The organism is Cytobacillus firmus (assembly GCF_023715565.1).
GTDB classification, from domain to species: Bacteria; Bacillota; Bacilli; order Bacillales; family Cytobacillaceae; genus Cytobacillus; species Cytobacillus firmus_C.
The window spans coordinates 1-25421 of sequence record NZ_JAMBOJ010000044.1 but is presented as its reverse complement, the minus strand read 5'-3'; the positions used below and the strand labels follow the sequence as shown (position 1 = coordinate 25421).

Genomic DNA, 25421 nt, shown 5'->3' with positions numbered 1-25421 from the left:
GTGGATAAGTTAAAATAGAGCATATTAATTATGAGACGTGTGGATAATTTTTTTGCTCGCTGACATGAAGCGGGATGTTGATAAGTAACATGTTGAACGGATGGACAAGCCGTAAATGCGGGCTGATATGCTTTTCTAAAAAAAAGCCTTGTGCTATTCTATTAATTTGGGGAATCGAAAGCAGGATTCATTTTTTATATAGATGGAAGCAAGAAAGAAAAGAGAGGTGAATGAATTGGAATTCGATACAATCGCTGCGATATCTACGCCGATGGGAGAAGGAGCTATTGCCATTGTACGGCTGAGCGGGGATCAGGCATTTGACATTGCGGACCTTCTATTCAGAGGGGTAGGAGGCAAGCGGCTGAAGAATGTGGCGTCCCATACCATTCATTATGGACATATTATTGACCCGAAAACTGAAGAGATTGCTGAAGAAGTGATGGTTTCAGCTATGAAGGGTCCAAAAACCTTTACGAAGGAAGATGTCATCGAAATCAATTGCCATGGCGGATTGGTTTCCGTGAATCGCGTGCTTCAGCTTTTGCTGAATAATGGTGCTAGGCTTGCTGAGCCGGGTGAATTTACAAAGCGCGCTTTCTTGAACGGACGGATTGATTTATCACAGGCAGAAGCGGTCATGGATCTGATTCGCGCCAAGACGGACCGTGCTATGAACGTGGCACTTGGCCAGATGGAAGGAAGGCTGTCAAAGCTTATTCAGAAGCTTCGGCAGGAAATTCTGGAGATCCTGGCTCACGTGGAAGTTAATATTGACTACCCGGAATACGATGATGTCGAGGAAATGACTCATCACATGCTGATGGAGAAGGCTTCATATGTAAAAAAAGAAATCGAAAAGCTCCTTCAGACCTCACAGCAGGGGAAAATACTGCGTGAAGGGCTTTCTACAGTCATCGTCGGACGGCCAAACGTCGGGAAATCTTCCTTACTGAATAGTCTTGTTCACGAAAATAAAGCAATTGTGACGGATATACCGGGCACCACCCGTGATGTTATTGAAGAATATGTGAATGTAAGAGGAGTGCCCCTTCGTCTGGTGGATACTGCCGGCATTCGCGAAACGGAAGATATTGTTGAGCGGATTGGTGTTGAGAAATCGAGGCAGGTATTAAAGGAAGCAGATTTAATTTTGCTTGTGCTCAATTACTCGGATGAATTAACGTCTGAGGATGAAAATATATTTAAAGCGGTCGAAGGCATGGATGTCATTGTGATTGTCAATAAAACCGATCTTGATCAAAAAATCGACATGAATCGCGTCCGCGAGCTTTCGAAGCATCATAAACTGGTGACAACCTCATTATTGGAGGACCAGGGAGTCGATGATCTTGAGGAAGCCATTGCCTCTTTATTCTTTGCAGGCTCTATCGAAGCCGGGGATATGACGTATGTATCCAACACCCGCCATATTGCTCTATTGAACCAGGCGCAAAATGCCATTGATGAAGCGATGCAGGGTGTTGAAATGGGAACACCGATTGATATTGTGCAGATTGATTTGACAAGAACATGGGAGCTGCTCGGTGAGATTATTGGCGACAGCGTCCATGAAAGCCTGATTGACCAGTTATTCTCGCAGTTCTGCTTAGGAAAATAGATTTTTTAACTTTTGCAATCGGCCGGTTCAGCCTCTGTTTAATTGGGGGATGTAGCTTGTCTGATTGCAGCAAAGGAGGCCGCATCATGACATATGAAGCTGGAAATTATGATGTCATAGTAGTCGGAGCCGGACACGCGGGTGTGGAAGCAGGCCTTGCTTCGGCCCGCCTCGGCGCAAAGACATTAATGATTACAATCAACCTGGATATGGTAGCCTTTATGCCGTGCAACCCGTCAGTCGGGGGACCTGCAAAAGGAATCGTCGTAAGGGAAATCGATGCCCTTGGCGGAGAAATGGGCAAGAATATTGATAAAACCCATATTCAGATGCGTATGCTGAACACAGGAAAAGGGCCTGCCGTCCGTGCATTAAGAGCACAGGCCGATAAGTTCACCTATCAGCATGAAATGAAAAAAACACTGGAAAATGAACAGAACCTGACGCTTATTCAGGGAATGGTTGAACAGCTGATTGTTGAAGATGGAGAATGCAGGGGCGTTGTCACCCAGACAGGTGCTGTGTATCATTCAAAAGCGGTCGTCATTACGACCGGAACCTTCTTAAGAGGGGAAATCATTCTTGGTGAACTGAAGTACTCAAGCGGCCCTAATAACCAGCAGCCATCCATTAAGCTCTCAGAGCATCTGCAGGAGCTTGGCTTTGATCTGGTCCGATTTAAAACGGGAACACCGCCGCGCGTCAACAGCCACACCATTGATTACAGCAAAACGGAAATTCAGCCTGGCGATGATGTGCCAAGAGCTTTTTCCTATGAAACAACCAAGTATATTACAGATCAGCTCCCATGCTGGCTGACATATACCAATGAAGAAACCCATACATTGATCGACAATAATCTTCATCGCTCGCCAATGTACTCTGGCATGATCAAAGGAACTGGACCGCGCTATTGCCCGTCCATTGAAGACAAGGTTGTCCGCTTTAACGATAAGCCGCGCCATCAGATTTTCCTTGAGCCTGAAGGCCGCAATACTCAGGAAGTATATGTGCAGGGGCTTTCAACAAGCTTGCCTGAGGATGTGCAGCAGCAGATTCTCAGAACGATCCCTGGACTTGAAAAGGTGCAGATGATGCGTGCCGGCTATGCGATTGAATATGATTCCATCGTTCCAACGCAATTATGGCCGACATTGGAAACTAAAAAGGTGAGAAATCTATACACGGCCGGCCAGATTAACGGGACGTCCGGTTATGAAGAAGCTGCCGGACAAGGTTTAATGGCAGGCATGAATGCCGGATTGAAATCGCTGGATAAGGAAGAAGTTATTTTGAGCCGTTCAGATGCTTATATTGGCGTCCTGATTGATGACCTTGTAACCAAAGGAACGAACGAGCCTTACCGTCTACTGACTTCAAGAGCGGAATACCGTCTGTTGCTTCGCCATGATAATGCCGACCTGCGTTTAACAGAGCTTGGCCGTAAAGTTGGTCTGATCAGTGAAGAACGGTATGAAAGGTTCCAGCTGAAAAAACAGGCGATTGAAGACGAGAAAGCACGTCTTAACAGCATCTTCATCAAGCCTACTTCTGACGTTCAAGAGCTGATCAAAAGCCAGGGCGGAAGCGAGCTGAAAGACGGCATCCGTGCCTCAGATCTGCTGAAGCGTCCGGAAATGACATATGAGCATATCGGACAGCTGGCTCCGGCTGAAACTGTGCTTGATCCCGATGTAACCGAGCAGGTGGAGATCCAGATCAAATATGAAGGCTATATTGAAAAGTCCCTTCAGCAGGTAGAGCGTCTTAAGAAAATGGAAAACAAAAAGATCCCTGAAAACATCGATTATAATGATATTAACGGACTGGCTTCCGAAGCAAGACAAAAGCTGAAGGAAGTAAGGCCGCTGTCTCTCGCACAGGCTTCGCGAATTTCCGGAGTTAATCCTGCAGATATCTCCATTTTGCTTGTCTATTTAGAACAGGGGAGAATTGCACGAGTTTCAGCTGAATAAAGAGGAAAATCCGATTATGTCAGAGAACGGAAAGGATTACTAAATGAATACCGAACAATTTACTGAAATGCTTGCGGCGAAGGGGATTGCCCTTTCGCCACAGCAATTGCAGCAATATGACACCTACTATTCCACATTGGTGGAGTGGAATGAAAAAATGAATTTAACAGCCATTACGGAAAAGGAAGATGTGTATTTAAAGCACTTCTATGACTCCATAAGCGCAGCTTTTTACTTTGACTTCAGTCAGCCGCTAAAGGTCTGTGATGTCGGTGCAGGAGCAGGCTTCCCGAGCATACCGATTAAAATTGCTTTTCCGGGATTACATATTACGATCGTTGACTCGCTTAATAAACGCATCGGTTTTCTTGAGCATTTGGCGAAAAAGCTGGAGCTTGAGAATGTCCGCTTTATCCATGACCGTGCAGAAACCTTTGGTCAGAACAAGGAATACCGTGAGTCTTTTGATGTGGTGACAGCAAGAGCTGTTGCCAGATTATCCGTTTTAAGCGAGCTGTGTCTGCCTCTGGCTAAAACAGGAGGCACATTTGTGGCCATGAAGGGTGCCAGTGCACAGGAAGAACTGGATGCCGGCAAAAAAGCCGTTTCGGTTCTGGGCGGAAGACTTGTGGATTCTCACACGTTCACCCTCCCTGAGGAAGAAAGTGAGCGCAATATATTAATCATAAAAAAAGAAAAGAACACTCCTAAAAAGTACCCGCGGAAGCCGGGGACACCCAATAAAACACCAATTGAATAGGGTGCGCAATTGGTCATTGTATGACATAATGGTGTAAACGTTTCGATTTTTCCAGATATTAATATTGCTCCTGTCCAGCAGGATTTGTCATGATGATAGAGAATATGTAATAGGGAGTTTCGTAAAGGTGGTGCAGGGTGATGAAGCATTCTTTCTCACGCTTTTTTGGCCTAGGCGAAAAGGGAGAACAAGTGACAGCGGAAAAGCCAGCAGAAGAACAGCTGGATATTGAAGACTTAAGCGACAGAGAAGAAGTTAAGAAAATTCCTATTGATCAAATCGTCCCCAACCGTTTCCAGCCAAGAACGGTATTTGATGATGAAAAAATAGAAGAGCTTTCCCGGACGATCCATACACATGGAATCATCCAGCCAATCGTCGTACGGGAATTTGAGGATGGCCAGTTTGAAATCATAGCCGGTGAGCGCAGATACCGGGCCATGAAAAAACTGGGCTGGGAAGAAGCTCCGGCTATTGTCAAAAATCTCAGCGATACCGAAACGGCTTCAGTAGCTTTAATTGAAAATCTTCAAAGGGAAGAATTATCCCCGATTGAAGAAGCTGTTGCCTACGGAAAACTTTTAGAGCTGCATAGCCTGACACAGGAGGCATTGGCACAGCGCCTTGGAAAAGGCCAGTCAACCGTTGCCAACAAGCTTCGGCTGCTGAAATTGCCGCAGCCTGTCCAGGAAGCCTTGTTAAACAAATTAATTACAGAGCGGCATGCCCGTTCACTCATCCCGCTGAAGGACCCGGAGAAGCAGGTCGCCCTGATGCAGGAGATTGTGGAAAAGAATCTCAATGTGAAGCAGACGGAAGACCGGGTTGTCAAAATTCTCGAACAGAAAAATCCGAAGCCGAAGCCGAAACGGAAGGCTTTCAGCAAGGATATGAGAATTGCGGTCAATACCATCAGGCAATCTCTATCCATGGTTTCTGACAGCGGCATTAATCTCGATTCCGAAGAAGAAGAATTTGATGAATTTTATCAAATTACGATCAAGATACCTAAAAAGAAGTAATTCTTTCACGCGAGAAATAAAGCGGGGGCTCCCTGTTTTATTTCTCGCGTTTTTTTTGAAGGACGATAAAAAGACTATTAGAATCTTCTTATTTTTTACAAAAAAATAATTCTGTCCTGTTTTTCGTGATAAAATAGACTACGTGATTTAACGAAACGAATGAATTCGCAGATAGATAGATTGGAATATTGATAGATGAAAGCAGGTGACACTGTGGGAAAGATTATAGCCGTTGCGAACCAGAAAGGCGGAGTCGGCAAAACGACCTCTTCCGTCAATCTTGGCGCATGCCTGGCATACATAGGCAAGAAAGTGCTGCTGGTCGACATTGATCCGCAGGGCAATGCCACAAGCGGAATCGGCATTGAAAAAGCGGATGTCGATCATTGCATTTATGACGTCCTCGTGGATGATGTGGAAGCATCAAAGGTTATTAAACCTACTTCGGTAGAGAACTTATACGCCATCCCGGCAACCATTCAGCTGGCAGGTGCAGAAATTGAACTGGTGCCGACGATCTCACGGGAAGTCAGATTAAAGAGGGCCCTTGAGGAAGTTAAAGGAAACTTTGATTATGTGATTATCGACTGTCCTCCTTCCCTCGGATTACTGACAATTAATTCCCTTACCGCTTCAGATGCCGTAATCATACCCGTGCAGTGCGAGTACTATGCACTTGAAGGGCTGAGCCAGCTTCTGAATACGGTCCGCCTTGTGCAGAAGCATCTGAACCATGATTTGAAAATCGAAGGCGTTCTGCTGACGATGTTGGATGCCCGGACAAATCTCGGCATTCAGGTCATTGAAGAAGTGAAAAAATATTTTCAGGATAAAGTCTATAAAACAATCATCCCCCGCAATGTGCGGCTGGGAGAGGCTCCGAGCCATGGAGAACCTATCATTACTTATGATCCGAAGTCACGCGGAGCTGAAGTATATTTAGAACTGGCAAAGGAAGTGGTTTCAAATGGCTAAAGGTCTGGGAAAAGGTCTGAATGCTTTTTTCAATAATGCTGAAACCGAAAGTGAAGAAACCGTACAGGAAGTAAAAATAAAGGACATTCGTCCAAACCCATATCAGCCGCGCAAGGTGTTTGAAAAGGAAGCTATCGAGGAATTGAAGCAATCCATCCTTGAACATGGAATTCTGCAGCCGATCATCGTCCGCAAAAGCATCAAGGGCTATGAAATTGTTGTCGGAGAGCGCCGCTACCGGGCAGCTAAAGAAGCCAGCCTGGAGAAAGTTCCTGTTGTTGTAAGGGAACTGACTGAACAGCAGATGATGGAGCTCGCTGTGCTTGAAAATCTGCAGCGTGAAGACCTGACTCCGATTGAAGAGGCGGCTGCCTACCAGCTGCTGATGGAGAAGCTCAAGGTGACACAAGAGGAATTGGCCAAGCGCCTGGGAAAAAGCAGGCCTCATATTGCAAATCATATCAGGTTGCTATCCCTTCCTCCGACAATACAAGAATTGATTTCAGAAGGCAAAATTTCCATGGGACACGGAAGGGCGCTATTGGGACTGCGAAAAAAAGAAAAGCTGAAGGCGCTTGTTGAAAAAACAGTTAAAGACGGCTTAAATGTCCGTCAGCTTGAACAGCTGATTCAGCAGCTGAACGATGTTTCACGTGAAACGAAAAAGCCGGCAGTCAAGAAGGATATCTTCATTAAGGAACGCGAATCCTCCCTCAGGGAACGATTCGGGACGACCGTCCATATTAAACAGACCAAAAACAAAGGGAAAATTGAGATTGAATTTTTCTCAAAAGAAGATTTGGAACGCATTATGGAGCTTTTAGAAACACATCAGTAAGCCATCTTAATGATGGTTTATTTTTTTACAGGTTTTTATAGTAAGGGATTGAAGGCTCAGTCCTTTCATGTTAATTTTGGCTGTTTTCGCAAAGTTTGTTGCTATTTATATTATATTTACTGAGTTGATTGTAGTGGAAGGTGCGAGATCCTCGAAAATGCATTCGCATTTTCTTCGTGCGGTGTTTACTCAAGGTAGCTTATTCAACGTCCTACGGGAGTAGCGGGACAGGTGAGACCCCACAGACTCGTAGCGTCGAGGAGGCTCACCGCCCGCCCTGTGGTTCGCTGAGCATCCTCTCACTGCAATCAACGGACAACATTGATAAGCGAAAAACAACAATTTATACGAAAGGAGCCTTAATTTTAAAAGAAAATAATTCGCAATGCGAAATAATAAGGTGAAGAGTATGTTTCTGCTGGGTACACTTGTGAATGGATTATTGATTATTATTGGAACACTGCTCGGGAAATTGCTCCATCGCATTCCCGAAAGTATGAAGGGAACTGTCATGCAGGCAATTGGTCTTGCAGTTATGGTGCTCGGCCTGCAAATGGGATTTAAAAGCGAGAATTTCCTCGTGGTGATTTTGAGCCTTGTGTTCGGAACGGTGATTGGAGAGTATTTTGCTCTCGAAGATAAGCTCAATAAGCTTGGCGATTGGCTTGAAAGCAAAATTGGCTCGAAAGGCCAGGGCAGCATTTCGCAGGGCTTCGTAACGGCTACACTGATCTTTGTCATTGGTGCTATGGCCATAATTGGGGCACTTGACAGCGGCATCCGCGGCGATCACTCGGTTCTTTATACCAAATCGATTATTGACGGCTTCACCTCCCTCATCTTAACGACTACATTAGGGATCGGTGTGCTCTTTTCAGCTTTTCCGGTGATGCTATATGAAGGACTCATTGCCCTATTTGCCACCCAAATCGACCGGTTTGTCCCCCAGCTTCTGATGGACAGCTTTATCAAGGAAATGACCGCAACAGGCGGAATCATGATTTTTGCGATTGGGCTGAATTTGACAGGCATTACGAAAATTCGCGTGGCGAACCTGCTTCCGGGAATTGTGGTAACAGGGATTATAGTGTCAGTTGTTTATTTTTATGGGGTTTATTTTTAGGTGAGGTTATGTGCATCGTGAGCACGGATGATGGTGTGCTTGCGGTGCATTTTTTTATGCCGGAACGGTGTTAAAACTTGCTGGAACTGCGCGAATTTGCGAGTCAAGTGTACGAGATTCAGCTGTTTTTCCGGGAAAAAGAAAGTGCTTGGAGGTTTATCTAACAGATTTGTGAATTTATCTAGCAAGTTTTGGGTTTTATCTAGCATGTATATGTATTTATCTAGCAAGTATTGAAGTTTATCTAACAAGTTTCAAATTATATCTTACATTTGCCACAATTCTTCGTCAGATGAATGCACCATCCCCCCTCCCCGCTCAACAAAAAACCGCAGATCCCCTGCGGTTTGCCTTATTCATTAAGGTGTTTGTTCACGGTTCAGTTCCCACTTAAATGCCGGCCATGCCGGCGCTGTCTGGTGGGTCTGGCTGGCTTCATAGATGCCATCCGCGATGGTTTTCGCCATTTTCAGGACGAGATTGAGTCTGGTGTTCTGGAGGACGAAGAATTCCATGAATCCGCTGACATTGACGATACCGGTGATGTGCATGTCCCCTACTTCCGGCAGATCTTTATTGACTCCCGCTCCCGGTTTGACCGGGCCTTCCCCTATTTGAATGACTCCGACACTTTTTATGCGGCCGAGGCAGGCATCGATTCCGATGATAAAGGGATTAAAGTGCTTCTTTTTGATTTCGTTCAATTTATCTTCCAGGTTGACGGCATGGATCGGGTCCTCCAGTGTTCCGTATACATGGAAAGATGACATGGATTTTTCCTCAAGTAGCGTACCGACCAGCGGACCTAATGAATCGCCTGTAGAGCGGTCTGTGCCTATGCAGACAAAAACGATGGGACGGCTGCCGATGCCTGCAGGCAGAATATTCTTCAATTCAGCAGCCAATTTTTCTGCAGAGTTTGTATCTTCATGCGAGATTCTGGCAGAAGCACCGCCTTTTTTATCAAACAAGTTTGGTTTGAAGTTCATATAGGTCCACTCCCTCTTTAATCCTTGCCATGCCCGAAAAACAAGTATTTATACGTTTTTAACAGTATACGGAATTTTAGTGTAATCTATACATACCTGTATTATTTAATCGCTAAACAACCGGTTTTTTAACTGTTAAGCCATGAGAAAAATTGATAAAATAATTTTGTTTTACAGAGGGATTCGCACTGAGGGGCGAGATGCAGTATAATTCATTCAAGATAAAGACTGGAAATTTTGAATGCGATAACTGTCCTGCGCCATCGGCTATCGGTTCTAAGCTTGTTGCCGATAAGCGGGCGCCTTCCGCTTCTCTATATTCACTAAAAATGAGCAGGTGAAACCATGAGTCCTATTGAAATTATGATGCACAGTATGATAGATAAGATTTCGAATGAAGAAACCTGGGTCACGATCGGGGAAAGTGTTTTTAAGATTGTGGCCATTCTGATTGTGACGGGCATCCTGATCAGGATCGGGAAGCTGGCGATCCGCAATATTTTTAAGCTGAGAACACCGTCCAGGCTGCGAATCTCAGAGCGCAGGGAAGCCACCCTTTTGAAGCTGCTGGAGAATATGCTCACTTATGTGGTGTTTTTCGTTGCGGCGATCATGATCTTATCGGTGCTGACAATTGATGTAAAAGCCCTTTTGGCAGGTGCCGGAATCGTCGGGTTGGCTGTCGGGTTTGGGGCACAGAGCCTTGTAAAGGATATTATCACCGGGTTTTTCATTATTTTCGAAGATCAGTTTTCGGTTGGGGATTATATCCGGGTTGATCAATTTGAAGGTACTGTGGAAGAAATCGGGCTTCGGACGACGAAGATTAAGAATTGGACGGGTGAGGTTCACATCCTCCCCAACGGAAGCATTATGCAGGTGACCAATTTTTCATTAAATAATAGTGTGGCATTTGTGGATGTCAAGATTTCGTATGAAGGCGATATTGTTAAAGCTGAAAAGGTTTTGCAGGAGCTGTTTGAGAAGCTGCCTGAGAAGTATGAGGATATGGTGAAAACACCGGAAATTCTTGGGGTTCAGAACCTGGCTGCTTCGGAAGTGGTTCTGAGAGTTGTTTCGGAGACATTGCCAATGAGGCATTTTTATATAGCGCGCCAGCTGCGGAAGGAAATTAAGCTTTGTTTAGATGAGCATGGCATTGAAATTCCGTTCCCGCGCCTTGTGATGTACACACGGAATGAACAGGATTACGAAAAGCTGAATGCGGAGGGATAAATATGGAACAAAAAGAATTTGATTTACATGATGTCGTGGAAATGAAAAAGCCTCACCCATGCGGGGTAAATAAATGGAAAATCATTCGGATGGGAGCAGATATCCGCATTAAATGTGAAGGCTGCGGACACAGCGTGATGATCCCAAGAAGGGAATTCGCCCGCAAAATGAAGAAAATTCTTGTTAAGCATGAGGAATAAGAAACAAACTGGAGGGAGATGAGGTTGGTGGCACAAACATTCAAGTCAGCCTGTCCCCTTAATTGCTGGGACAGCTGCGGTTTTCAGGTAACCGTGGATGACGGTCAGGTAACAAAGGTAGATGGCGATCCGGACCATCCGATCACAAAGGGAAAAATTTGCGGCCGCGGCAGAATGCTTGAAAGCAGAACGAATTCTCCGGAGCGCCTGATTCATCCGCTGAAAAAGGTAAATGGAGAATTTGTGCCTATTTCCTGGGAGCAGGCCTTGCACGATATTTCCCTGAAAATGAAGGAGCTAAAAGAAACAGCTGGAACCACCTCAATTCTTCATAGTCATGATTATGCCAATGGCGGTTTGCTGACCAACCTGGATCAGCGTTTTTTCAACTGCTATGGCGGTGTGACTGAATTAGTAGGATCAATCTGCTGGGGAGCCGGCATCGAGGCTCAAAGCCAGGATTTTGGTGACTCTTACAGCCATGGGCCAGCGGATATTTTAAACAGCAGGCACATTGTCGTCTGGGGCAGAAATGTTGCCCGTACCAATATGCATCTGTATCAAAGGCTGCAGGAGGCAAAGAAACAGGGTGCCAAATTATATGTGATTGATCCGATTTATAATGCGACGGGTAAAATCGCGGACCGCTATTTTTCCATCAAGCCGGGGATGGATGGCTGGCTTGCGGCTGGCATCATGAAGGAAATGCTCCGTCTGGGATTGGAGGATAGAAGTTTCATAGATACCTATTCAGTTGGTTTTGAAGATTTGATTGAATTGCTCGAAAGTGTAACGCTTGAGGAAATCGCAGAGAAAACGGAAGTGCCTGCTGAAGTGATGACCGAACTTGCAGCGGTTTATGGCGATCGCCCCGTGTCCACTTTCTTTGGCCTGGGCATGCAGCGCTACGAAAACGGCGGGAATACAATCAGGCTGATGGATGCTTTAATTGCCATGAGCGGCAACATCGGGATTCCGGGCGGCGGTGCCAACTATGCCAACAGACAGGTAGGACAGAGCTTTGATGCGGCTGCCCTCACCCTCCCTGAGCGGAAAACAGCCTTTAGGCAATTTACGATGATGCGGCAGGCGGAAGGGATTTTAACAGCAAAGGATCCTGAGATTAAGATGATCTTCGTTACGTGTGGGAATCCTTTAACCCAGGTGCCTGACTCTTCAAGGGTCCTTGAAGCTTTTGCCTCTGTTGAGACAGTTGTGGTGATGGAGCAGTTTATGACAGACACGGCTAAAATGGCAGATTATGTTATGCCTGTTGCAACTGTGTTTGAACAGGAAGATCTCTATTATTCTTCCATGTACCATCACTATGTCAACCATGGTCCGAAGCTGGCTGAACCGCCAGGCGAAGCGAAGCCTGATTTATGGGTATGGACTGAGCTTGCCAAACGACTCGGATTCGGAACCGATTTCGATTTTACAAGAGAAGAATTCATCAGTATGGGCCTTGGTTCGCTTAAAGAGCAGGGGATTACGCTTGATAGCTTACGGAATTCGCACCATATGGAGCTTCCGGTTGATACGGTGCCCTGGAGAGATCGCCAGTTCAAGACGCCAAGCGGCAAATATGAATTTACCTCGTTCCGAAAGGGTTCCGAAAGCAGGCTGACACTTGCTCTTCCCCGGGAAATCAAATGGACTGATAAAGAGCGGGCCGAACAGTTTCCTTTTACCCTGCTGACGATTCACCCTCTCCGGTCCAACCATTCTCAGCATTATCATCTATTGAAGCCGGAGCCAAAAGCGAAGGTGGAAATTGCCGACAATATTGCCGAAAAGCTTGGGCTGCAGGAGAACGATTACGTCAAAGTATGGAATGACCGTGGGGAAATGAAGGGCTATGTCCATATTATGAAAAAAGCCCATCCTGATACCATCAATATCGATGAAGGCATCTGGGCCAAATTCGGGGGCCCCGTCAATAACCTCACATCCAGCCGCGAATCGGACAACGGGCTTGGCAGCACCTTGTATGACTGCCTTGTGAATATTGAGAAGGTTTAATAGCAGGGGTGACAGGCACCTATACCAGTCAGACAAAGTGGTATAGGTACCTGTCACCTTTTCTTTACATTTCTCCGGCAACTATCTATAATTGTTAGAGGCTTGTTTAAATGAGAATCAATCGTATTTTTTATAGATGAAATTAGAATGAGGAGTGACTTGGATGGCTTTAACAGCTGGTATTGTAGGTTTGCCGAATGTCGGTAAGTCTACGTTGTTTAATGCAATTACCCAGGCGGGAGCGGAGTCTGCGAACTATCCGTTCTGTACAATCGACCCGAATGTGGGAATTGTAGAAGTGCCTGATCATCGTTTGAATAAATTAACAGAATTGGTTCAGCCGAAAAAGACTGTGCCAACGGCTTTCGAATTTACGGATATTGCCGGCATCGTAAAGGGTGCGAGCAAAGGGGAAGGTCTTGGAAATAAATTCCTATCCCACATCCGTGAAGTAGATGCCATTTGCCAGGTTGTCCGCTGTTTTGCGGATGACAATATTACACATGTTGCGGGGAAAGTGGACCCGATCGATGATATCGAAGTTATCAACCTGGAATTGATCCTGGCTGATCTTGAGTCAGTTGATAAGCGAATTGGCCGTGTGAGCAAGCTGGCTAAACAGAAGGATAAAGATTCTGTGATCGAGCTTGAAATTCTGGAAAAATTAAAAGAAGCGTTCGAAAACGATAAGCCAGCCCGTACAGTTGAATTCACAGAAGAGCAAATGAAGATTGTAAAAGGTCTTCACCTGCTGACAATCAAGCCGGTGCTATACGTGGCAAACGTAAGCGAGGATGATGTAGCGGATCCTTCTTCTAACGAATATGTGCAGCAGGTTAAAGAATTTGCCGCAAAGGATAATGCGGAAGTGATCGTTATCTGTGCAAAAATCGAATCTGAAATTGCAGAACTTGACGGGGAAGAAAAAGAAATGTTCCTTCAGGAGCTGGGCATCGAAGAATCCGGCCTTGATCAGCTGATCAGAGCAGCCTACAACCTGCTTGGACTGGCAACTTATTTCACAGCCGGTGTGCAGGAAGTCCGCGCATGGACATTCCGAAAAGGCATGAAGGCTCCTCAATGTGCCGGAGTTATTCACTCCGACTTTGAAAAAGGCTTCATCCGTGCCGAAACGGTTTCCTATGACGACCTTGTCGCTGCAGGCAACATGACAGCTGCAAAAGAAGCTGGAAAAGTCCGCCTCGAAGGAAAAGAATACATTGTTAAAGACGGAGATGTCATGCACTTCCGCTTTAACGTTTAATTATTTGGGGATCTCTATGTTTAGGGGTTCCTTTTTAATGATTCCTTCATAATAATCTTCCATCTTACAATTCACTCTAGTGTTATTGCTTTTACATATTTAATGTGCTATAATTTCAACTTGTGAGTAATGTATATTGCTCCTTGCCCTTTGTGGGCCGTTAGACCAAAAGGAGGTGAAAGTGATGAGAAAGTACGAAGTTATGTACATCATCCGCCCAAACATTGAAGATGAGGCTAAAAAAGCCCTAGTTGAGCGTTTCAACACAATCTTAACTGATAATGGTGCGGAGATTTCTGAATCAAAGGATTGGGGTAAGCGTCGCCTTGCATACGAAATCAATGATTTCCGCGATGGCTACTACCAGCTTATGAACGTTAATGCTGAAGCAAAAGCAGTGGACGAGTTCACTCGTTTAGCTAAAATCAACGAAGACATCATCCGTTACATCGTTGTTAAAGACGAAAAATAATAGATATAGCCATTTTACCGAGAGGAGTTGATTCTGATGATGAACCGTGTTGTTCTTGTCGGACGTTTGACAAAGGATCCTGATTTGCGGTATACCCCGAACGGAGTTCCTGTCGCTTCATTTACTCTTGCAGTGAATCGTACTTTTACGAATCAGCAAGGTGAGCGGGAGGCAGACTTTATCAACTGTGTGGTATGGAGAAAGCCAGCTGAAAACGTAGCAAATTTCCTTAAAAAAGGAAGTCTTGCAGGTGTAGATGGCCGGATTCAATCCCGCAGCTATGAAGGCCAGGATGGAAAGCGCGTTTACGTGACAGAAGTCCAAGCTGAAAGTGTGCAATTCCTTGAGCCAAAGAATAGTTCTGGCGGCCAGGGCGGCGGTAATCCGAACTACGGCGGTCCAAAGGATCAGGATTTCCCATTTGGAAATAACAGCAATCAGAATCAACGCCAGGATAATCGTAATCAGGGCAACTATACTCGCGTGGATCAGGACCCATTCGCAAATGACGGCCAAATCGACATTTCCGATGACGACCTGCCATTCTAATAGTGCCCGATTATGAACGGAAATATATAAAATAATAAGCTAAAGGAGGTAACTGACCATGGCTGGAGGACGCAGAGGAGGACGTGCTAAACGTCGTAAGGTTTGCTTTTTCACTGCAAACGGAATCACTCACATCGACTACAAAGATGTGGATCTTCTAAAAAAATTCATCTCTGAGCGCGGTAAGATTTTACCACGTCGTGTAACAGGCACTAACGCTAAATACCAACGTAAATTAACGATTGCTATTAAGCGCGCTCGCCAAATGGCATTACTGCCATACGTTTCAGGTGAATAATTAATTGATAAAAAAGCAGTATGGATTCTTGTCCATTCTGCTTTTTTTGTTTGACAGCTATAAGTGAAGTCCGGCAGGATAAGTCTCGGGAAGTATATAATAAAAATAACTTAAATTACCTATTTATGGTTATTTTCTCCGGTGGTATCATTAATTGTTGAATTACATAAACAATTAAAACTGTGGAGGAAGATAAATGGACGCGTATGATATTTCATATCTAATTTCCTATTTGGCGACAAGACTTTTTATAGGACTTCTGCTGGGACTTATTCCTTTCTTTATGGCAAAGAAAAAGGGCCGAAAAGGATTGGGCACTGTTGCACTCGTTAGCAGCGGGATTAGCCTGATGGCTGCTGGTGTCTTGCTCTTCCTGCCTGTATGGATCATGTTTAATATTATTATTTCACTGAAAAAGCCGAAAGAATCTCAACTTTCGGCATAACAATCAAAAGAGCAGCGAGAGAGGGTTTCGCTGCTCTTTTCTATTAGTCACCATTGCTGATAAAATGAACTGAAATCGCGAAGGTTGAACCTGCATTTAATACTAGCTACAATAGAGCTTATATGAGTTCAAAAAGCGGAAACAGATTTCCTCCTTTTTGGATACACAGTTTGAGGGGTGTATCAATGAATAATGTACATAAATTAACAGAAGGTGCCGTGCTGCTCGCCATTTTTGCCGTACTGCTTCTAATATCGCTCTATGTGCCAGTTCTCAGCGTCGTTTCAATTTTCTTCCTGCCTCTTCCGTTTATTATGTTTGCAGCCAAAAATAACCGGAGAATGGCGATTGTCTTTTTGACGGGTGGCGTTCTGCTTTCCCTGATTATCGGATCTATCTCAGGAATTTCCGTTGCTCTGATATTTGGATCGACCGGCACGGTGATCGGGATTTGCATCAGGGAAAATAAAGGACGGGCTTCTTCCTTTATTGCGGGCACACTCGTTTTCCTTGCAGCCCTTTTGCTTCAATATGCTGCAGCAGTTGCACTATTTAATTTCAACTTTATTAAAAAAACCATCGGCATGATGGAAGAGTCGCTTGAAACTTCAAAAGGGGTGCTTAAAGGCTTCGGACAGAATGCGGATAAAGCTGTAGAACAGCTTACAGCAGGCTTGAAAATGATTGAGACCCTAACGCCGAGTTTATTTGTCATGACATCGGTCATTTCTGTTTTTGTCATTCAGCTTGTTTCCTTTCCGATTGCCAAACGATTCGGTATTAAGATTGAAGGCTTTAAGCCATTCAGGGAAATGAGCCTGCCGAAAAGCATATTATGGTACTATCTCATAACCATTATTGCTTCTTTCCTTTTTAACCCGTCAGAAGGAAGCTACTGGTTTATGGCCCTTGTCAATATTGCCTTCATTCTGCAGATTTTCATGGTCATTCAAGGCCTGTCCCTGATTTTCTTTTTCAGTCATTTAAAAGGATGGCCGAAAGCCGTGCCTGTCCTTGCAGCTGTATTTACATTTCTTATGCCATTTCTCCTTTATATTGTGAGGATATTAGGTATAATTGACTTAGGATTTGATTTAAGGCAAAGATTAGGAAAAAAGTGATGAACAACACTACTGTTTAGGAGCTGAAAACATGCCTTCGTATTTAGAAAAGCGGTCCATACGCTATCCGATTTTTGGATTGATGGGCATAACAGTGGTGCTTCTCAGTATATTAGCGTACTACAATTGGCTATTTGCATTAATTGGGCTGTTTCTGGCCATCCTTCCTTTCTACTACCTTTTTCAGCTAAATCAAAAGCACCTGAAGGAGACGGAAGAATACATCTCCACCCTTTCCTACAGGGTGAAAAAAGTCGGCGAAGAAGCTCTGATGGAAATGCCGATCGGAATCATGCTGATTAATGATGAATATTACATTGAATGGACCAATCCCTTTTTAGCATCCTGCTTTGATGAAGATACGCTAGTCGGAAGATCGCTTTATGATGTCGCGGATTCGCTTGTACCGCTGATTAAGCAAGAAGTAGAGACCGAAATCATCACCCTTCACGACCGCAAATTCCGGGTGATCCATAAACCGGATGAACGCCTATTATACTTTTTTGATGTCACGGAACAAACCGAAATTGAAAAAATGTATCAGGAAGAACGGACAGTCATCGCCATCATCTTCCTTGATAATTACGATGAGATGACCCAGGCGATGGATGACCAGACGAAAAGCAGTCTCAACAGTCTGGTGACCCAGATATTGAATAAATGGGCACAGGATAATGGGGTCTTCCTGAAGCGGGTGTCATCTGAGCGCTTTATCGCCGTATTTAATGAACATATCCTGCAACTTCTTGAAAAAGGGAAGTTCACGATTCTGGATGATGTCCGGGAAACCACATCCAAGCAAAATGTGCCTCTTACGTTAAGCGTTGGTGTCGGCACTGGGGTCTCTTCCCTTCCTGAACTTGGTTCTCTGGCCCAGTCCAGCTTAGACCTGGCATTAGGCCGTGGAGGAGACCAGGTGGCCATTAAACAGACCAACGGGAAAGTTAAATTCTTCGGGGGAAAAACCAACCCTGTTGAAAAAAGAACCCGGGTCCGTGCACGCGTCATTTCCCATGCGCTGAAGGAATTGATATCGGAAAGTGATAAAGTTATTATCATGGGCCACAGAAGCCCGGATATGGATGCGATTGGAGCCGCCATCGGCATTCAGAAGGTAGCTCGACTGAATCAGCGTGAGGGCTATGTAGTGGTGAATTTCAATGAACTGGATACAGGTGTCAGAAGGATGATGAAGGAAATTGAAAAGAACGAAGAGCTCTTTTCTAAATTCATCACACCGGAACAGGCGATGGAAATTGCCACGGACGATACCCTGCTCGTGGTTGTTGATACCCACAAGCCATCCATGGTGATTGAGGAAAAGCTGCTTCATGCGATTGAGCATGTGGTCGTCATTGACCATCATCGCCGCGCTGAAGAGTTCATTCATAATCCGCTGCTGGTTTATATGGAGCCATACGCCTCCTCTACAGCAGAACTGGTGACAGAACTTCTGGAGTATCAGCCGAAAAACGGCAGAATTGAAATGCTTGAAGCAACGGCCCTGCTTGCAGGGATCATTGTTGATACGAAGAGCTTCTCACTGCGGACCGGATCGCGGACGTTTGATGCGGCTTCCTACCTGCGGGGACAGGGTGCAGATACCGTGCTCGTCCAAAAGTTCTTAAAAGAGGATGTTGATACTTATATCAAACGGGCGAAGCTGATTGAAACCGTTCAATTTTACAAAGAAGGCATTGCGATTGCCAAGGGTGAACCGGATCAGATATTTGACCAGGTGCTAATTGCCCAAACGGCAGATACCCTGCTGACGATGGATGGAGTGGTTGCTTCATTTGTCATCTCAAACCGCTCTGAAAACATGATAGGGGTCAGCGCACGTTCCCTCGGGGATATCAATGTCCAGGTTATTATGGAGAACCTCGAAGGCGGAGGGCACTTAACAAATGCTGCCACACAGCTTCAGGATGCAACACTTGATGATGTTGAAGTCCGATTAAAAGAAGCTATAGATGAATACTTTGAAGGGAGAAAAAAGGAATGAAAGTAATCTTTTTAAAAGACGTTAAAGGCAAAGGGAAAAAAGGCGAAGTAAAAAATGTAGCAGATGGCTATGCACATAACTTTTTAATCAAGCAAGGGCTTGCTGTTGAAGCAAACCAGTCGAGTATCAGCAGTCTGAATGCCCAAAAGAAAAAGGAAGAAAAGCTTGCTGCTGAAGAGCTTGCTGATGCAAAAAAATTAAAAGAAACACTTGAAAAGCTGACAGTTGAATTTACCGCGAAATCAGGTGAAGGCGGCCGCCTGTTCGGCTCGATCACAAGCAAGCAAATTGCTGAAGAGCTTCAAAAGAAGCACAGCATCAAAATCGACAAACGCAAGATCGAAATGGAAGATGCGATCCGCGCACTTGGATACACAAAGGTCCCAGTCAAGCTTCATACTGAAGTAACCGCAACATTAAATGTACATGTAAAAGAAGCGTAAGCTAAGCCGATAAACTAATATTGGAAGTGGCTTTTGCCGGTAAACATGTTAAAATAAAAGGGTTGATTAAAAATGTGATCAGTTTTTGCTGGTCACATTTTTTAAAGGAATTTATAAAGGACTTTTATATAGATATAGATTTGCTTACTGTTTATTTTAAGGAGGTTTAATGAGATGAGTGATTTATTCGCGGATCGGCTCCCGCCTCAGAATATTGAAGCGGAACAGGCTGTACTTGGGGCAATCTTTCTTGAACCCTCCTCTCTTACACAAGCATCTGAGATCTTGATACCTGAAGACTTCTACCGTGCGGCCCACCAGAAGATTTTCAATGTAATGCTGAAGCTGAGTGATCAGGGGAAAGCGGTCGACTTAGTGACCGTGACAGAAGAGCTCAGCGCAGCAAAACTGCTGGAGGATACCGGGGGCGTCAGCTACTTAAGTGAACTGGCCGGTTCTGTTCCGACAGCGGCGAATATCGAGTACTATGCAAAGATCGTAGAAGAAAAGTCATTGCTTCGCAGGCTGATCCGGACGGCGACGGGCATTGCCCAGGACGGCTATACACGCGAGGATGAAGTGGAAGTGCTGCTTGGGGAAGCAGAGAAAAACATCATGGAGGTTGCACAGCGCAAAAATGCCGGTGCCTTTCATAATATTAAAGACGTATTGGTGCGGACTTACGATAATATCGAGGAAATGCATAACCGTAAAGGGGATATTACCGGGATTGCGACTGGATTTACCGAGCTTGACCGCATGACAGCAGGTTTCCAGCGAAATGATCTTATCATTGTCGGTGCCCGTCCCTCCGTAGGTAAAACAGCCTTCGCCCTGAATATCGCGCAAAATGTGGCAACGAAAACCGGAGAAAACGTCGCGATCTTCAGTCTGGAGATGGGTGCCGAACAGCTGGTTATGCGTATTCTCTGTGCTGAAGGGAATATTGATGCCCAGAGACTTCGTACCGGCTCTCTGACAGATGAGGACTGGGGAAAACTGACGATGGCGATGGGAAGCCTGTCAAATGCGGGTATTTTCATCGACGACACGCCAGGTGTCCGCATTCAGGATATCCGTTCCAAATGCCGCCGCCTCAAACAGGAGCATGGGCTTGGCATGATTCTGATCGACTACCTGCAATTAATCCTGGGAAGCGGACGTTCAGGAGAAAACCGCCAGCAGGAAGTATCTGAAATCTCACGTTCCCTTAAGCAGCTGGCACGTGAACTTCAGGTTCCTGTGATCGCCCTGTCCCAGCTATCCCGTGGTGTGGAACAGCGCCAGGATAAGCGCCCGATGATGTCAGATATCCGTGAATCGGGAAGTATTGAGCAGGATGCCGATATCGTGGCATTCCTATACCGCGATGACTACTATGACAAAGAATCCGAAGATAAAAATATCATCGAAATCATCATCGCCAAGCAGCGTAACGGTCCGGTCGGAACCGTTCAGCTGGCATTCGTAAAAGAGTATAATAAATTCGTAAACTTAGAGAAACGCTTTGATGATTCATTCGCGCCGCCTGGTGCATAAAGAGGACCTGCATACTGCAAGTCCTCTTTTTCATATTTTCATTGTTTTACGAACATATTTTCATATTTTTATTAAAATTGTTCGTGTTTTGTTGACTATCACACATCACCTTGTTAAACTAAAGTGGTTGAAATAAGTTACGTATTTAATAATGAAAATAAATTTTAAAACCATGGGATTCCCGGAGGTGCTTGTTTAATGTCATCAGTAGTAGTAGTTGGAACACAGTGGGGAGATGAAGGGAAAGGAAAGATTACAGACTTCCTTTCTGAAAATGCAGAAGTAATCGCACGTTACCAAGGCGGAAACAATGCAGGACACACAATTAAATTCAATGGCGAGACTTATAAGCTTCATTTAATTCCATCTGGAATATTCTATAGCGATAAAATTTGTACAATCGGAAATGGAATGGTTGTCGATCCTAAAGCGCTTGTAAAAGAATTGGCGTACCTTCATGACAAGGGAGTTACAACAGACAACCTGCGCATTTCAAACCGCGCACATGTCATCCTTCCTTACCACTTGAAGCTTGACGAAGTGGAAGAAGAGCGCAAAGGTGCGAACAAGATCGGTACAACGAAAAAGGGTATCGGCCCTGCTTACATGGATAAGGCTGCCCGTAACGGAATCCGCATTGCGGACCTTCTTGACCGTGAAGTATTTGAAGAAAAGCTTGCGCGCAACCTGGAAGAAAAGAACCGCCTGCTTGAGCGCTTCTATGAAACAGAAGGATTCAAAATCGAAGACATCATGGATGAATACTACGAATACGGCCAGCAGATCAAACATTATGTCTGCGATACATCTGTCGTGCTTAACGACGCATTGGATGAAGGCCGCCGCGTACTGTTCGAAGGTGCACAGGGAGTTATGCTGGATATCGACCAGGGTACGTACCCATTCGTTACATCTTCTAACCCAGTGGCTGGAGGCGTCACAATCGGTTCTGGTGTCGGCCCTACCAAGATCAAGCATGTTGTCGGTGTATCCAAGGCATATACGACTCGTGTAGGAGACGGCCCATTCCCAACTGAGCTTGATAATGAAATCGGCAACCAGATCCGTGAAGTCGGCCGTGAGTACGGTACAACAACTGGACGTGCCCGTCGTGTCGGCTGGTTCGACAGTGTGGTTGTCCGACATGCCCGCCGTGTCAGCGGCATCACAGATCTTTCACTTAACTCCATCGACGTATTGACTGGAATTGAGACATTGAAAATCTGTACAGCTTACCGTTATAACGGAGAAGTGATCGAAGAATTCCCTGCAAGCCTAAAAGTACTGGCTGAATGTGAGCCGGTATACGAAGAGCTTCCAGGCTGGACAGAAGACATTACAGGCTGCAAATCACTCGATGAGCTTCCTGCCAATGCCCGCCACTACCTGGAGCGCGTTTCCCAGCTGACAGGAATTCCATTATCCATCTTCTCAGTCGGCCCGGACCGCACACAGACAAACGTAGTGTTAAGCCCATGGAGACAAAACTAATACTTGATTGGAAATGCCCTGATTTGATTGGGGCTTTTCTTTTTTTATTGGAGAGGTTTTTATTAAAAAATATAAAGAGAGGAATAACCAAAGAGAATTAGGGAAATGAATCCATAAACCGGGGAAAAGAATACCCATTTTATGAAAATCCAACCCGACCAAGTGCCTGCAATTTAGTAGTCAAACACCTCGTACTGCAGTTTTTCAGCAAAAAAGAATTTTTTATAAAAAAGTTATTGCGCTTTTATAAAACTCTATGATATTATAAAAAGCGTCGCCAAGGTAGAAACCTTGGAATTACTCATATAGTATGAGCCATTAGCTCAGTTGGTAGAGCATCTGACTTTTAATCAGAGGGTCGAAGGTTCGAATCCTTCATGGCTCACCATTTATATTTTTTTATGGCCCCTTGGTCAAGCGGTTAAGACACCGCCCTTTCACGGCGGTAACACGGGTTCGAATCCCGTAGGGGTCATGGCGAATAACCGTCAGCAAACAGCTGGCTAGCCCAGCTTACTTGCTGGCGGTTATTATTTGGTCCGGTAGTTCAGTTGGTTAGAATGCCTGCCTGTCACGCAGGAGGTCGCGGGTTCGAGTCCCGTCCGGACCGCCATTTACATAATTGGCTTCATAATAGCGTACCGATTGCCAAATCGGGACGAAGGACGAAGCCAAACAGTATTTAGGCATTAATAATTTAATAAGGCTCAGTAGCTCAGTCGGTAGAGCACGACCGAATAAGCTCCCTTGAATCACTTCAGCGTACCGATTGCCAAATCGGGACGAAGGACGAAGCCAAACAATATTTAGGCATTAATAATTTAATAAGGCTCAGTAGCTCAGTCGGTAGAGCACGACCGAATAAGCTCCCTTGAATCACTTCAGCGTACCGATTGCCAAATCGGGACGAAGGACGAAGCCAAACAGTATTTAGGCTTATTAATTTAATAAGGCTCAGTAGCTCAGTCGGTAGAGCAAAGGACTGAAAATCCTTGTGTCGGCGGTTCGATTCCGTCCTGAGCCATCCTAAGAAGGAGTATGCAACCAAGCATGCTCCTTTTTGTTATATTTCTGTAATATAATTGCTTTTCTGCATAAAGCCTGTGTAATTTAGAGACACGCATCCTCTCATCCTTCGTATCCCTTAATAAACCCTTGATGCTAGGGACTTTTTCCTACCTGTCGTTCGACAAAATTATCCTTCGACTTTGACAATTATAGTCATAAATTGTCAGTTATTATACATTTTCTTTACATTCCTGAGTCTCGTAATCTATTTGCTATGCTATATGGTAAAGTAGAAATTGTGAAAAAATCAGATTCACAAATCCGTAGTTACATAGCACTATATGAAAGTGTTGTTTGTTACCGTAGTCTAGGGGGATGTAACCATGTTTAAATGGATAAAAAAAGATACCTCATCATCAGAATTTACAGCGAAAAGCTTTAAGAAAACAATAAATAGAACGATTGCGGCCGGTTTTGCAGCGGCAGCTCTAACATTTGCAGGCGGCGTTTCCGCTTCTGCCAATAATGATAAGCTCGTAACCGTTTATTATGTCTATATGGGTGACGAATATATTGGAACGGTGTCAGATAAAAGTGCCATCGAAGATTTGGCTGATCAAAAGATCAGTGAGGCTGAAGATTCCCATAAGGGATTAAAGCTGGCGCTGGCATCGGAGCTTTCCTTTGTTCCTGAACAGGTATTTCAATCCAACTCAGAAGTAAATGAATCAGAAGCCATCGATGGTCTAAAAGACAAGATGGAAGTTCATGCCGAAGCATCTGCCTTGGTGATTGGCGGCAAGGAAATCGCTTATATGGAAAATGAAGAGCAGGCCAAAACGGCTCTTCAGAAAATCAAGACATCCTATGTATCAGAAAAAGACATAAAGGCACTCGAAGATAGAAAAGCATCTTCTCCAACTCCTTTACCACAGCTGAAGGAAGATGAAACACGTCTTTTAGATGTCCGCTTTACAGAAGATGTTACCATTTCCGAAGCAACTGTGAAACCGGATGAAATCATCAGTGCAGAAGAGGCTGTGAAGCTTTTGCAAAAGGGAACTCTTGAAGAAAAGAAATATGTGGTTAAAGCGGGCGATGCACTAAGCAATATCGCAAGTGACCATGACCTCGATATGAAGCAATTGATGGAACTGAACAGCGGCCTTAAGAATGATTCTATTATTAAAGCAGGCCAGGAATTAAATGTGACTGTCTACAAGCCGTATGTAAAAGTGATAGCAGATAAAGAAGTTTTCAAAAAGGAAAAAATCGATTTTGAAAAAGAAATCGTCGAAGACAGCAGCATGCCTAAAGGCGAAACGAAAGTGAAGCAGAAAGGCAAGGAAGGCGTTCGTGCTGCAACCTATCTGATTACGGAAGAAAACGGCCAAACGGTCAAAAAAGAAGTAAAAAACGAAAAGGTTCTTGAAGAGCCTGTGAAGCAAATTGTCACAAAGGGAACAAAGGTGATTCCATCCCGCGGTGAAGGCAGCTTTGCCTATCCGGCAGTCGGCGGCTATATCTCCAGTAAAATGGGATACCGCTGGGGCAAATTGCATAAAGGAATCGACATTGCAAGACCGAGCGAACGCACGATCAAAGCAGCCGATAACGGAACAGTTGTCTCTGCAGGCATGGATGGCGGCTATGGAAATAAAATCGTCATCGACCATAACAATGGCTTCCGCACGGTTTATGCCCATCTGGATTCCATTGGTGTCAGCGTTGGCCAAACCGTCTCAAAAGGCTCAAAAATCGGCGTGATGGGAAATACTGGTGATTCAACCGGTGTCCACCTGCACTTTGAAGTATACAAAGACGGTAAAAGGCAGGATCCACTAAAATATATAAATAAATAATACACGTAAAAAAGTCTCTAGTTTTCATGCTAGAGACTTCAGTTTGTAGACAAAAGGGGTTCGGAATAGTCTCATTCCGGACCTCTTTTTTGAATTTTATTGGCTTTGAAGCATTTTCAGATGATGATAGACCTCTCCGAGGTCATCTTCTAGGCCATTTCT

The 25421-nt window shown here is 44.8% G+C and carries 22 protein-coding genes and 4 tRNA genes; 25 read left to right on the top strand and 1 reads right to left on the bottom strand.

All coding sequences use genetic code 11. From position 1 onward, the window contains the following. The first annotated feature begins 235 nt into the window (after positions 1-235). The 7 genes from mnmE (at position 236) to M3205_RS17030 (ending at position 8315) form a co-directional block, all read left to right on the top strand. Complete coding sequence (gene mnmE, locus M3205_RS17060) at positions 236-1621, top strand: tRNA uridine-5-carboxymethylaminomethyl(34) synthesis GTPase MnmE (protein ID WP_251171034.1); 1386 nt, start codon at positions 236-238, stop codon at positions 1619-1621. Between the two features lie 86 nt (positions 1622-1707). Further along, on the top strand, positions 1708-3597 hold the full coding sequence (gene mnmG, locus M3205_RS17055; protein WP_251171024.1) for a tRNA uridine-5-carboxymethylaminomethyl(34) synthesis enzyme MnmG: 1890 nt from the start codon (positions 1708-1710) through the stop codon (positions 3595-3597). A gap of 43 nt (positions 3598-3640) precedes the next feature. After that, positions 3641-4357, top strand: a complete 717-nt coding sequence (rsmG, locus tag M3205_RS17050; protein ID WP_251171023.1) for a 16S rRNA (guanine(527)-N(7))-methyltransferase RsmG — start codon at positions 3641-3643, stop codon at positions 4355-4357. 140 nt (positions 4358-4497) lie between these two features. Beyond that, positions 4498-5379 carry a nucleoid occlusion protein gene (gene noc, locus M3205_RS17045; RefSeq protein WP_251171022.1) on the top strand — a complete coding sequence of 294 codons (882 nt, stop codon included), beginning with the start codon at positions 4498-4500 and terminating at the stop codon, positions 5377-5379. A gap of 213 nt (positions 5380-5592) precedes the next feature. Continuing rightward, positions 5593-6354, top strand: coding sequence for a ParA family protein (locus M3205_RS17040; protein WP_095245558.1), 762 nt, complete (start codon positions 5593-5595; stop codon positions 6352-6354). Further along, the gene (locus tag M3205_RS17035; protein ID WP_251171021.1) at positions 6347-7192 is read left to right on the top strand and encodes a ParB/RepB/Spo0J family partition protein; all 846 of its coding nucleotides are present in this window, start codon (positions 6347-6349) and stop codon (positions 7190-7192) included. The genes M3205_RS17040 and M3205_RS17035 overlap by 8 nt, the downstream gene beginning before the upstream one ends. 409 nt (positions 7193-7601) lie before the next feature. Continuing rightward, entirely contained in the window at positions 7602-8315 is a 714-nt protein-coding gene (locus tag M3205_RS17030; RefSeq protein ID WP_251171033.1) for a DUF554 domain-containing protein, read from the top strand. A 359-nt stretch (positions 8316-8674) separates the two neighbouring features. On the opposite strand, the gene yyaC is transcribed toward M3205_RS17030, so the two are convergent. Next, positions 8675-9304 carry a spore protease YyaC gene (yyaC, locus tag M3205_RS17025; RefSeq protein ID WP_251171020.1) on the bottom strand — a complete coding sequence of 210 codons (630 nt, stop codon included), beginning with the start codon at positions 9302-9304 and terminating at the stop codon, positions 8675-8677. 345 nt (positions 9305-9649) lie between these two features. On the opposite strand from yyaC, the gene M3205_RS17020 reads away from it, so the two are divergent. The 18 genes from M3205_RS17020 to M3205_RS16935 all read left to right on the top strand — a co-directional run bounded on the left by M3205_RS17020 (position 9650) and on the right by M3205_RS16935 (position 25259). Next, positions 9650-10540: a mechanosensitive ion channel family protein gene (locus M3205_RS17020; RefSeq protein WP_251171019.1), complete on the top strand. Its 891-nt coding sequence runs from the start codon at positions 9650-9652 to the stop codon at positions 10538-10540. A gap of 2 nt (positions 10541-10542) precedes the next feature. Next, entirely contained in the window at positions 10543-10740 is a 198-nt protein-coding gene (locus M3205_RS17015; protein ID WP_061793278.1) for a DUF951 domain-containing protein, read from the top strand. Positions 10741-10767: 27 nt separating this feature from the next. Continuing rightward, complete coding sequence (locus M3205_RS17010; protein ID WP_251171018.1) at positions 10768-12762, top strand: molybdopterin-dependent oxidoreductase; 1995 nt, start codon at positions 10768-10770, stop codon at positions 12760-12762. 163 nt (positions 12763-12925) lie between these two features. Beyond that, positions 12926-14026: a redox-regulated ATPase YchF gene (ychF, locus tag M3205_RS17005; protein WP_163140312.1), complete on the top strand. Its 1101-nt coding sequence runs from the start codon at positions 12926-12928 to the stop codon at positions 14024-14026. A 184-nt stretch (positions 14027-14210) separates the two neighbouring features. After that, positions 14211-14498 carry a 30S ribosomal protein S6 gene (gene rpsF, locus M3205_RS17000; protein ID WP_251171017.1) on the top strand — a complete coding sequence of 96 codons (288 nt, stop codon included), beginning with the start codon at positions 14211-14213 and terminating at the stop codon, positions 14496-14498. 36 nt (positions 14499-14534) lie between these two features. Beyond that, a complete protein-coding gene (gene ssb, locus M3205_RS16995; protein ID WP_076262941.1) occupies positions 14535-15047 on the top strand; it encodes a single-stranded DNA-binding protein in 513 nt (170 codons plus the stop codon). Positions 15048-15105: 58 nt separating this feature from the next. Continuing rightward, the gene (gene rpsR, locus M3205_RS16990) at positions 15106-15345 is read left to right on the top strand and encodes a 30S ribosomal protein S18 (protein WP_009332461.1); all 240 of its coding nucleotides are present in this window, start codon (positions 15106-15108) and stop codon (positions 15343-15345) included. A 196-nt stretch (positions 15346-15541) separates the two neighbouring features. After that, positions 15542-15790, top strand: coding sequence for a hypothetical protein (locus M3205_RS16985; RefSeq protein WP_251171016.1), 249 nt, complete (start codon positions 15542-15544; stop codon positions 15788-15790). 185 nt (positions 15791-15975) lie between these two features. After that, positions 15976-16911, top strand: coding sequence for a YybS family protein (locus M3205_RS16980; RefSeq protein WP_251171015.1), 936 nt, complete (start codon positions 15976-15978; stop codon positions 16909-16911). Positions 16912-16942: 31 nt separating this feature from the next. Further along, on the top strand, positions 16943-18916 hold the full coding sequence (locus tag M3205_RS16975; protein WP_251171014.1) for a DHH family phosphoesterase: 1974 nt from the start codon (positions 16943-16945) through the stop codon (positions 18914-18916). Continuing rightward, on the top strand, positions 18913-19359 hold the full coding sequence (gene rplI, locus M3205_RS16970; RefSeq protein WP_251171013.1) for a 50S ribosomal protein L9: 447 nt from the start codon (positions 18913-18915) through the stop codon (positions 19357-19359). Before M3205_RS16975 ends, rplI begins: the two co-directional genes overlap by 4 nt. Positions 19360-19533: 174 nt before the next feature. Next, the gene (gene dnaB / locus M3205_RS16965) at positions 19534-20898 is read left to right on the top strand and encodes a replicative DNA helicase (RefSeq protein ID WP_035328281.1); all 1365 of its coding nucleotides are present in this window, start codon (positions 19534-19536) and stop codon (positions 20896-20898) included. A gap of 198 nt (positions 20899-21096) precedes the next feature. Further along, positions 21097-22389 (top strand): adenylosuccinate synthase, encoded by a 1293-nt coding sequence (locus tag M3205_RS16960; RefSeq protein ID WP_251171012.1) that lies wholly within the window; start codon positions 21097-21099, stop codon positions 22387-22389. 312 nt (positions 22390-22701) lie between these two features. Further along, positions 22702-22777 (top strand) — tRNA-Lys (locus M3205_RS16955). 15 nt (positions 22778-22792) lie between these two features. Next, a tRNA-Glu gene (locus tag M3205_RS16950) sits at positions 22793-22864 on the top strand. A gap of 61 nt (positions 22865-22925) precedes the next feature. Then, positions 22926-23002: transfer RNA gene (locus M3205_RS16945), tRNA-Asp, on the top strand. Between the two features lie 338 nt (positions 23003-23340). Further along, positions 23341-23413 (top strand) — tRNA-Phe (locus M3205_RS16940). Positions 23414-23780: 367 nt separating this feature from the next. Next, entirely contained in the window at positions 23781-25259 is a 1479-nt protein-coding gene (locus M3205_RS16935; protein ID WP_251171011.1) for a peptidoglycan DD-metalloendopeptidase family protein, read from the top strand. Positions 25260-25421: the final 162 nt, after the last annotated feature.

Coding starts and splice junctions, on each gene's coding strand:
- mnmG (WP_251171024.1), top strand. CDS start 1,708: ATGACATATGAAGCTGGAAATTATGATGTCATAGTAGTCGGAGCCGGA.
- rsmG (WP_251171023.1), top strand. CDS start 3,641: ATGAATACCGAACAATTTACTGAAATGCTTGCGGCGAAGGGGATTGCC.
- noc (WP_251171022.1), top strand. CDS start 4,498: ATGAAGCATTCTTTCTCACGCTTTTTTGGCCTAGGCGAAAAGGGAGAA.
- M3205_RS17035 (WP_251171021.1), top strand. CDS start 6,347: ATGGCTAAAGGTCTGGGAAAAGGTCTGAATGCTTTTTTCAATAATGCT.
- M3205_RS17030 (WP_251171033.1), top strand. CDS start 7,602: ATGTTTCTGCTGGGTACACTTGTGAATGGATTATTGATTATTATTGGA.
- yyaC (WP_251171020.1), bottom strand. CDS start 9,304: ATGAACTTCAAACCAAACTTGTTTGATAAAAAAGGCGGTGCTTCTGCC.
- M3205_RS17020 (WP_251171019.1), top strand. CDS start 9,650: ATGAGTCCTATTGAAATTATGATGCACAGTATGATAGATAAGATTTCG.
- M3205_RS17015 (WP_061793278.1), top strand. CDS start 10,543: ATGGAACAAAAAGAATTTGATTTACATGATGTCGTGGAAATGAAAAAG.
- ychF (WP_163140312.1), top strand. CDS start 12,926: ATGGCTTTAACAGCTGGTATTGTAGGTTTGCCGAATGTCGGTAAGTCT.
- rpsF (WP_251171017.1), top strand. CDS start 14,211: ATGAGAAAGTACGAAGTTATGTACATCATCCGCCCAAACATTGAAGAT.
- ssb (WP_076262941.1), top strand. CDS start 14,535: ATGATGAACCGTGTTGTTCTTGTCGGACGTTTGACAAAGGATCCTGAT.
- rpsR (WP_009332461.1), top strand. CDS start 15,106: ATGGCTGGAGGACGCAGAGGAGGACGTGCTAAACGTCGTAAGGTTTGC.
- M3205_RS16985 (WP_251171016.1), top strand. CDS start 15,542: ATGGACGCGTATGATATTTCATATCTAATTTCCTATTTGGCGACAAGA.
- M3205_RS16980 (WP_251171015.1), top strand. CDS start 15,976: ATGAATAATGTACATAAATTAACAGAAGGTGCCGTGCTGCTCGCCATT.
- M3205_RS16975 (WP_251171014.1), top strand. CDS start 16,943: ATGCCTTCGTATTTAGAAAAGCGGTCCATACGCTATCCGATTTTTGGA.
- rplI (WP_251171013.1), top strand. CDS start 18,913: ATGAAAGTAATCTTTTTAAAAGACGTTAAAGGCAAAGGGAAAAAAGGC.
- dnaB (WP_035328281.1), top strand. CDS start 19,534: ATGAGTGATTTATTCGCGGATCGGCTCCCGCCTCAGAATATTGAAGCG.
- M3205_RS16960 (WP_251171012.1), top strand. CDS start 21,097: ATGTCATCAGTAGTAGTAGTTGGAACACAGTGGGGAGATGAAGGGAAA.
- M3205_RS16935 (WP_251171011.1), top strand. CDS start 23,781: ATGTTTAAATGGATAAAAAAAGATACCTCATCATCAGAATTTACAGCG.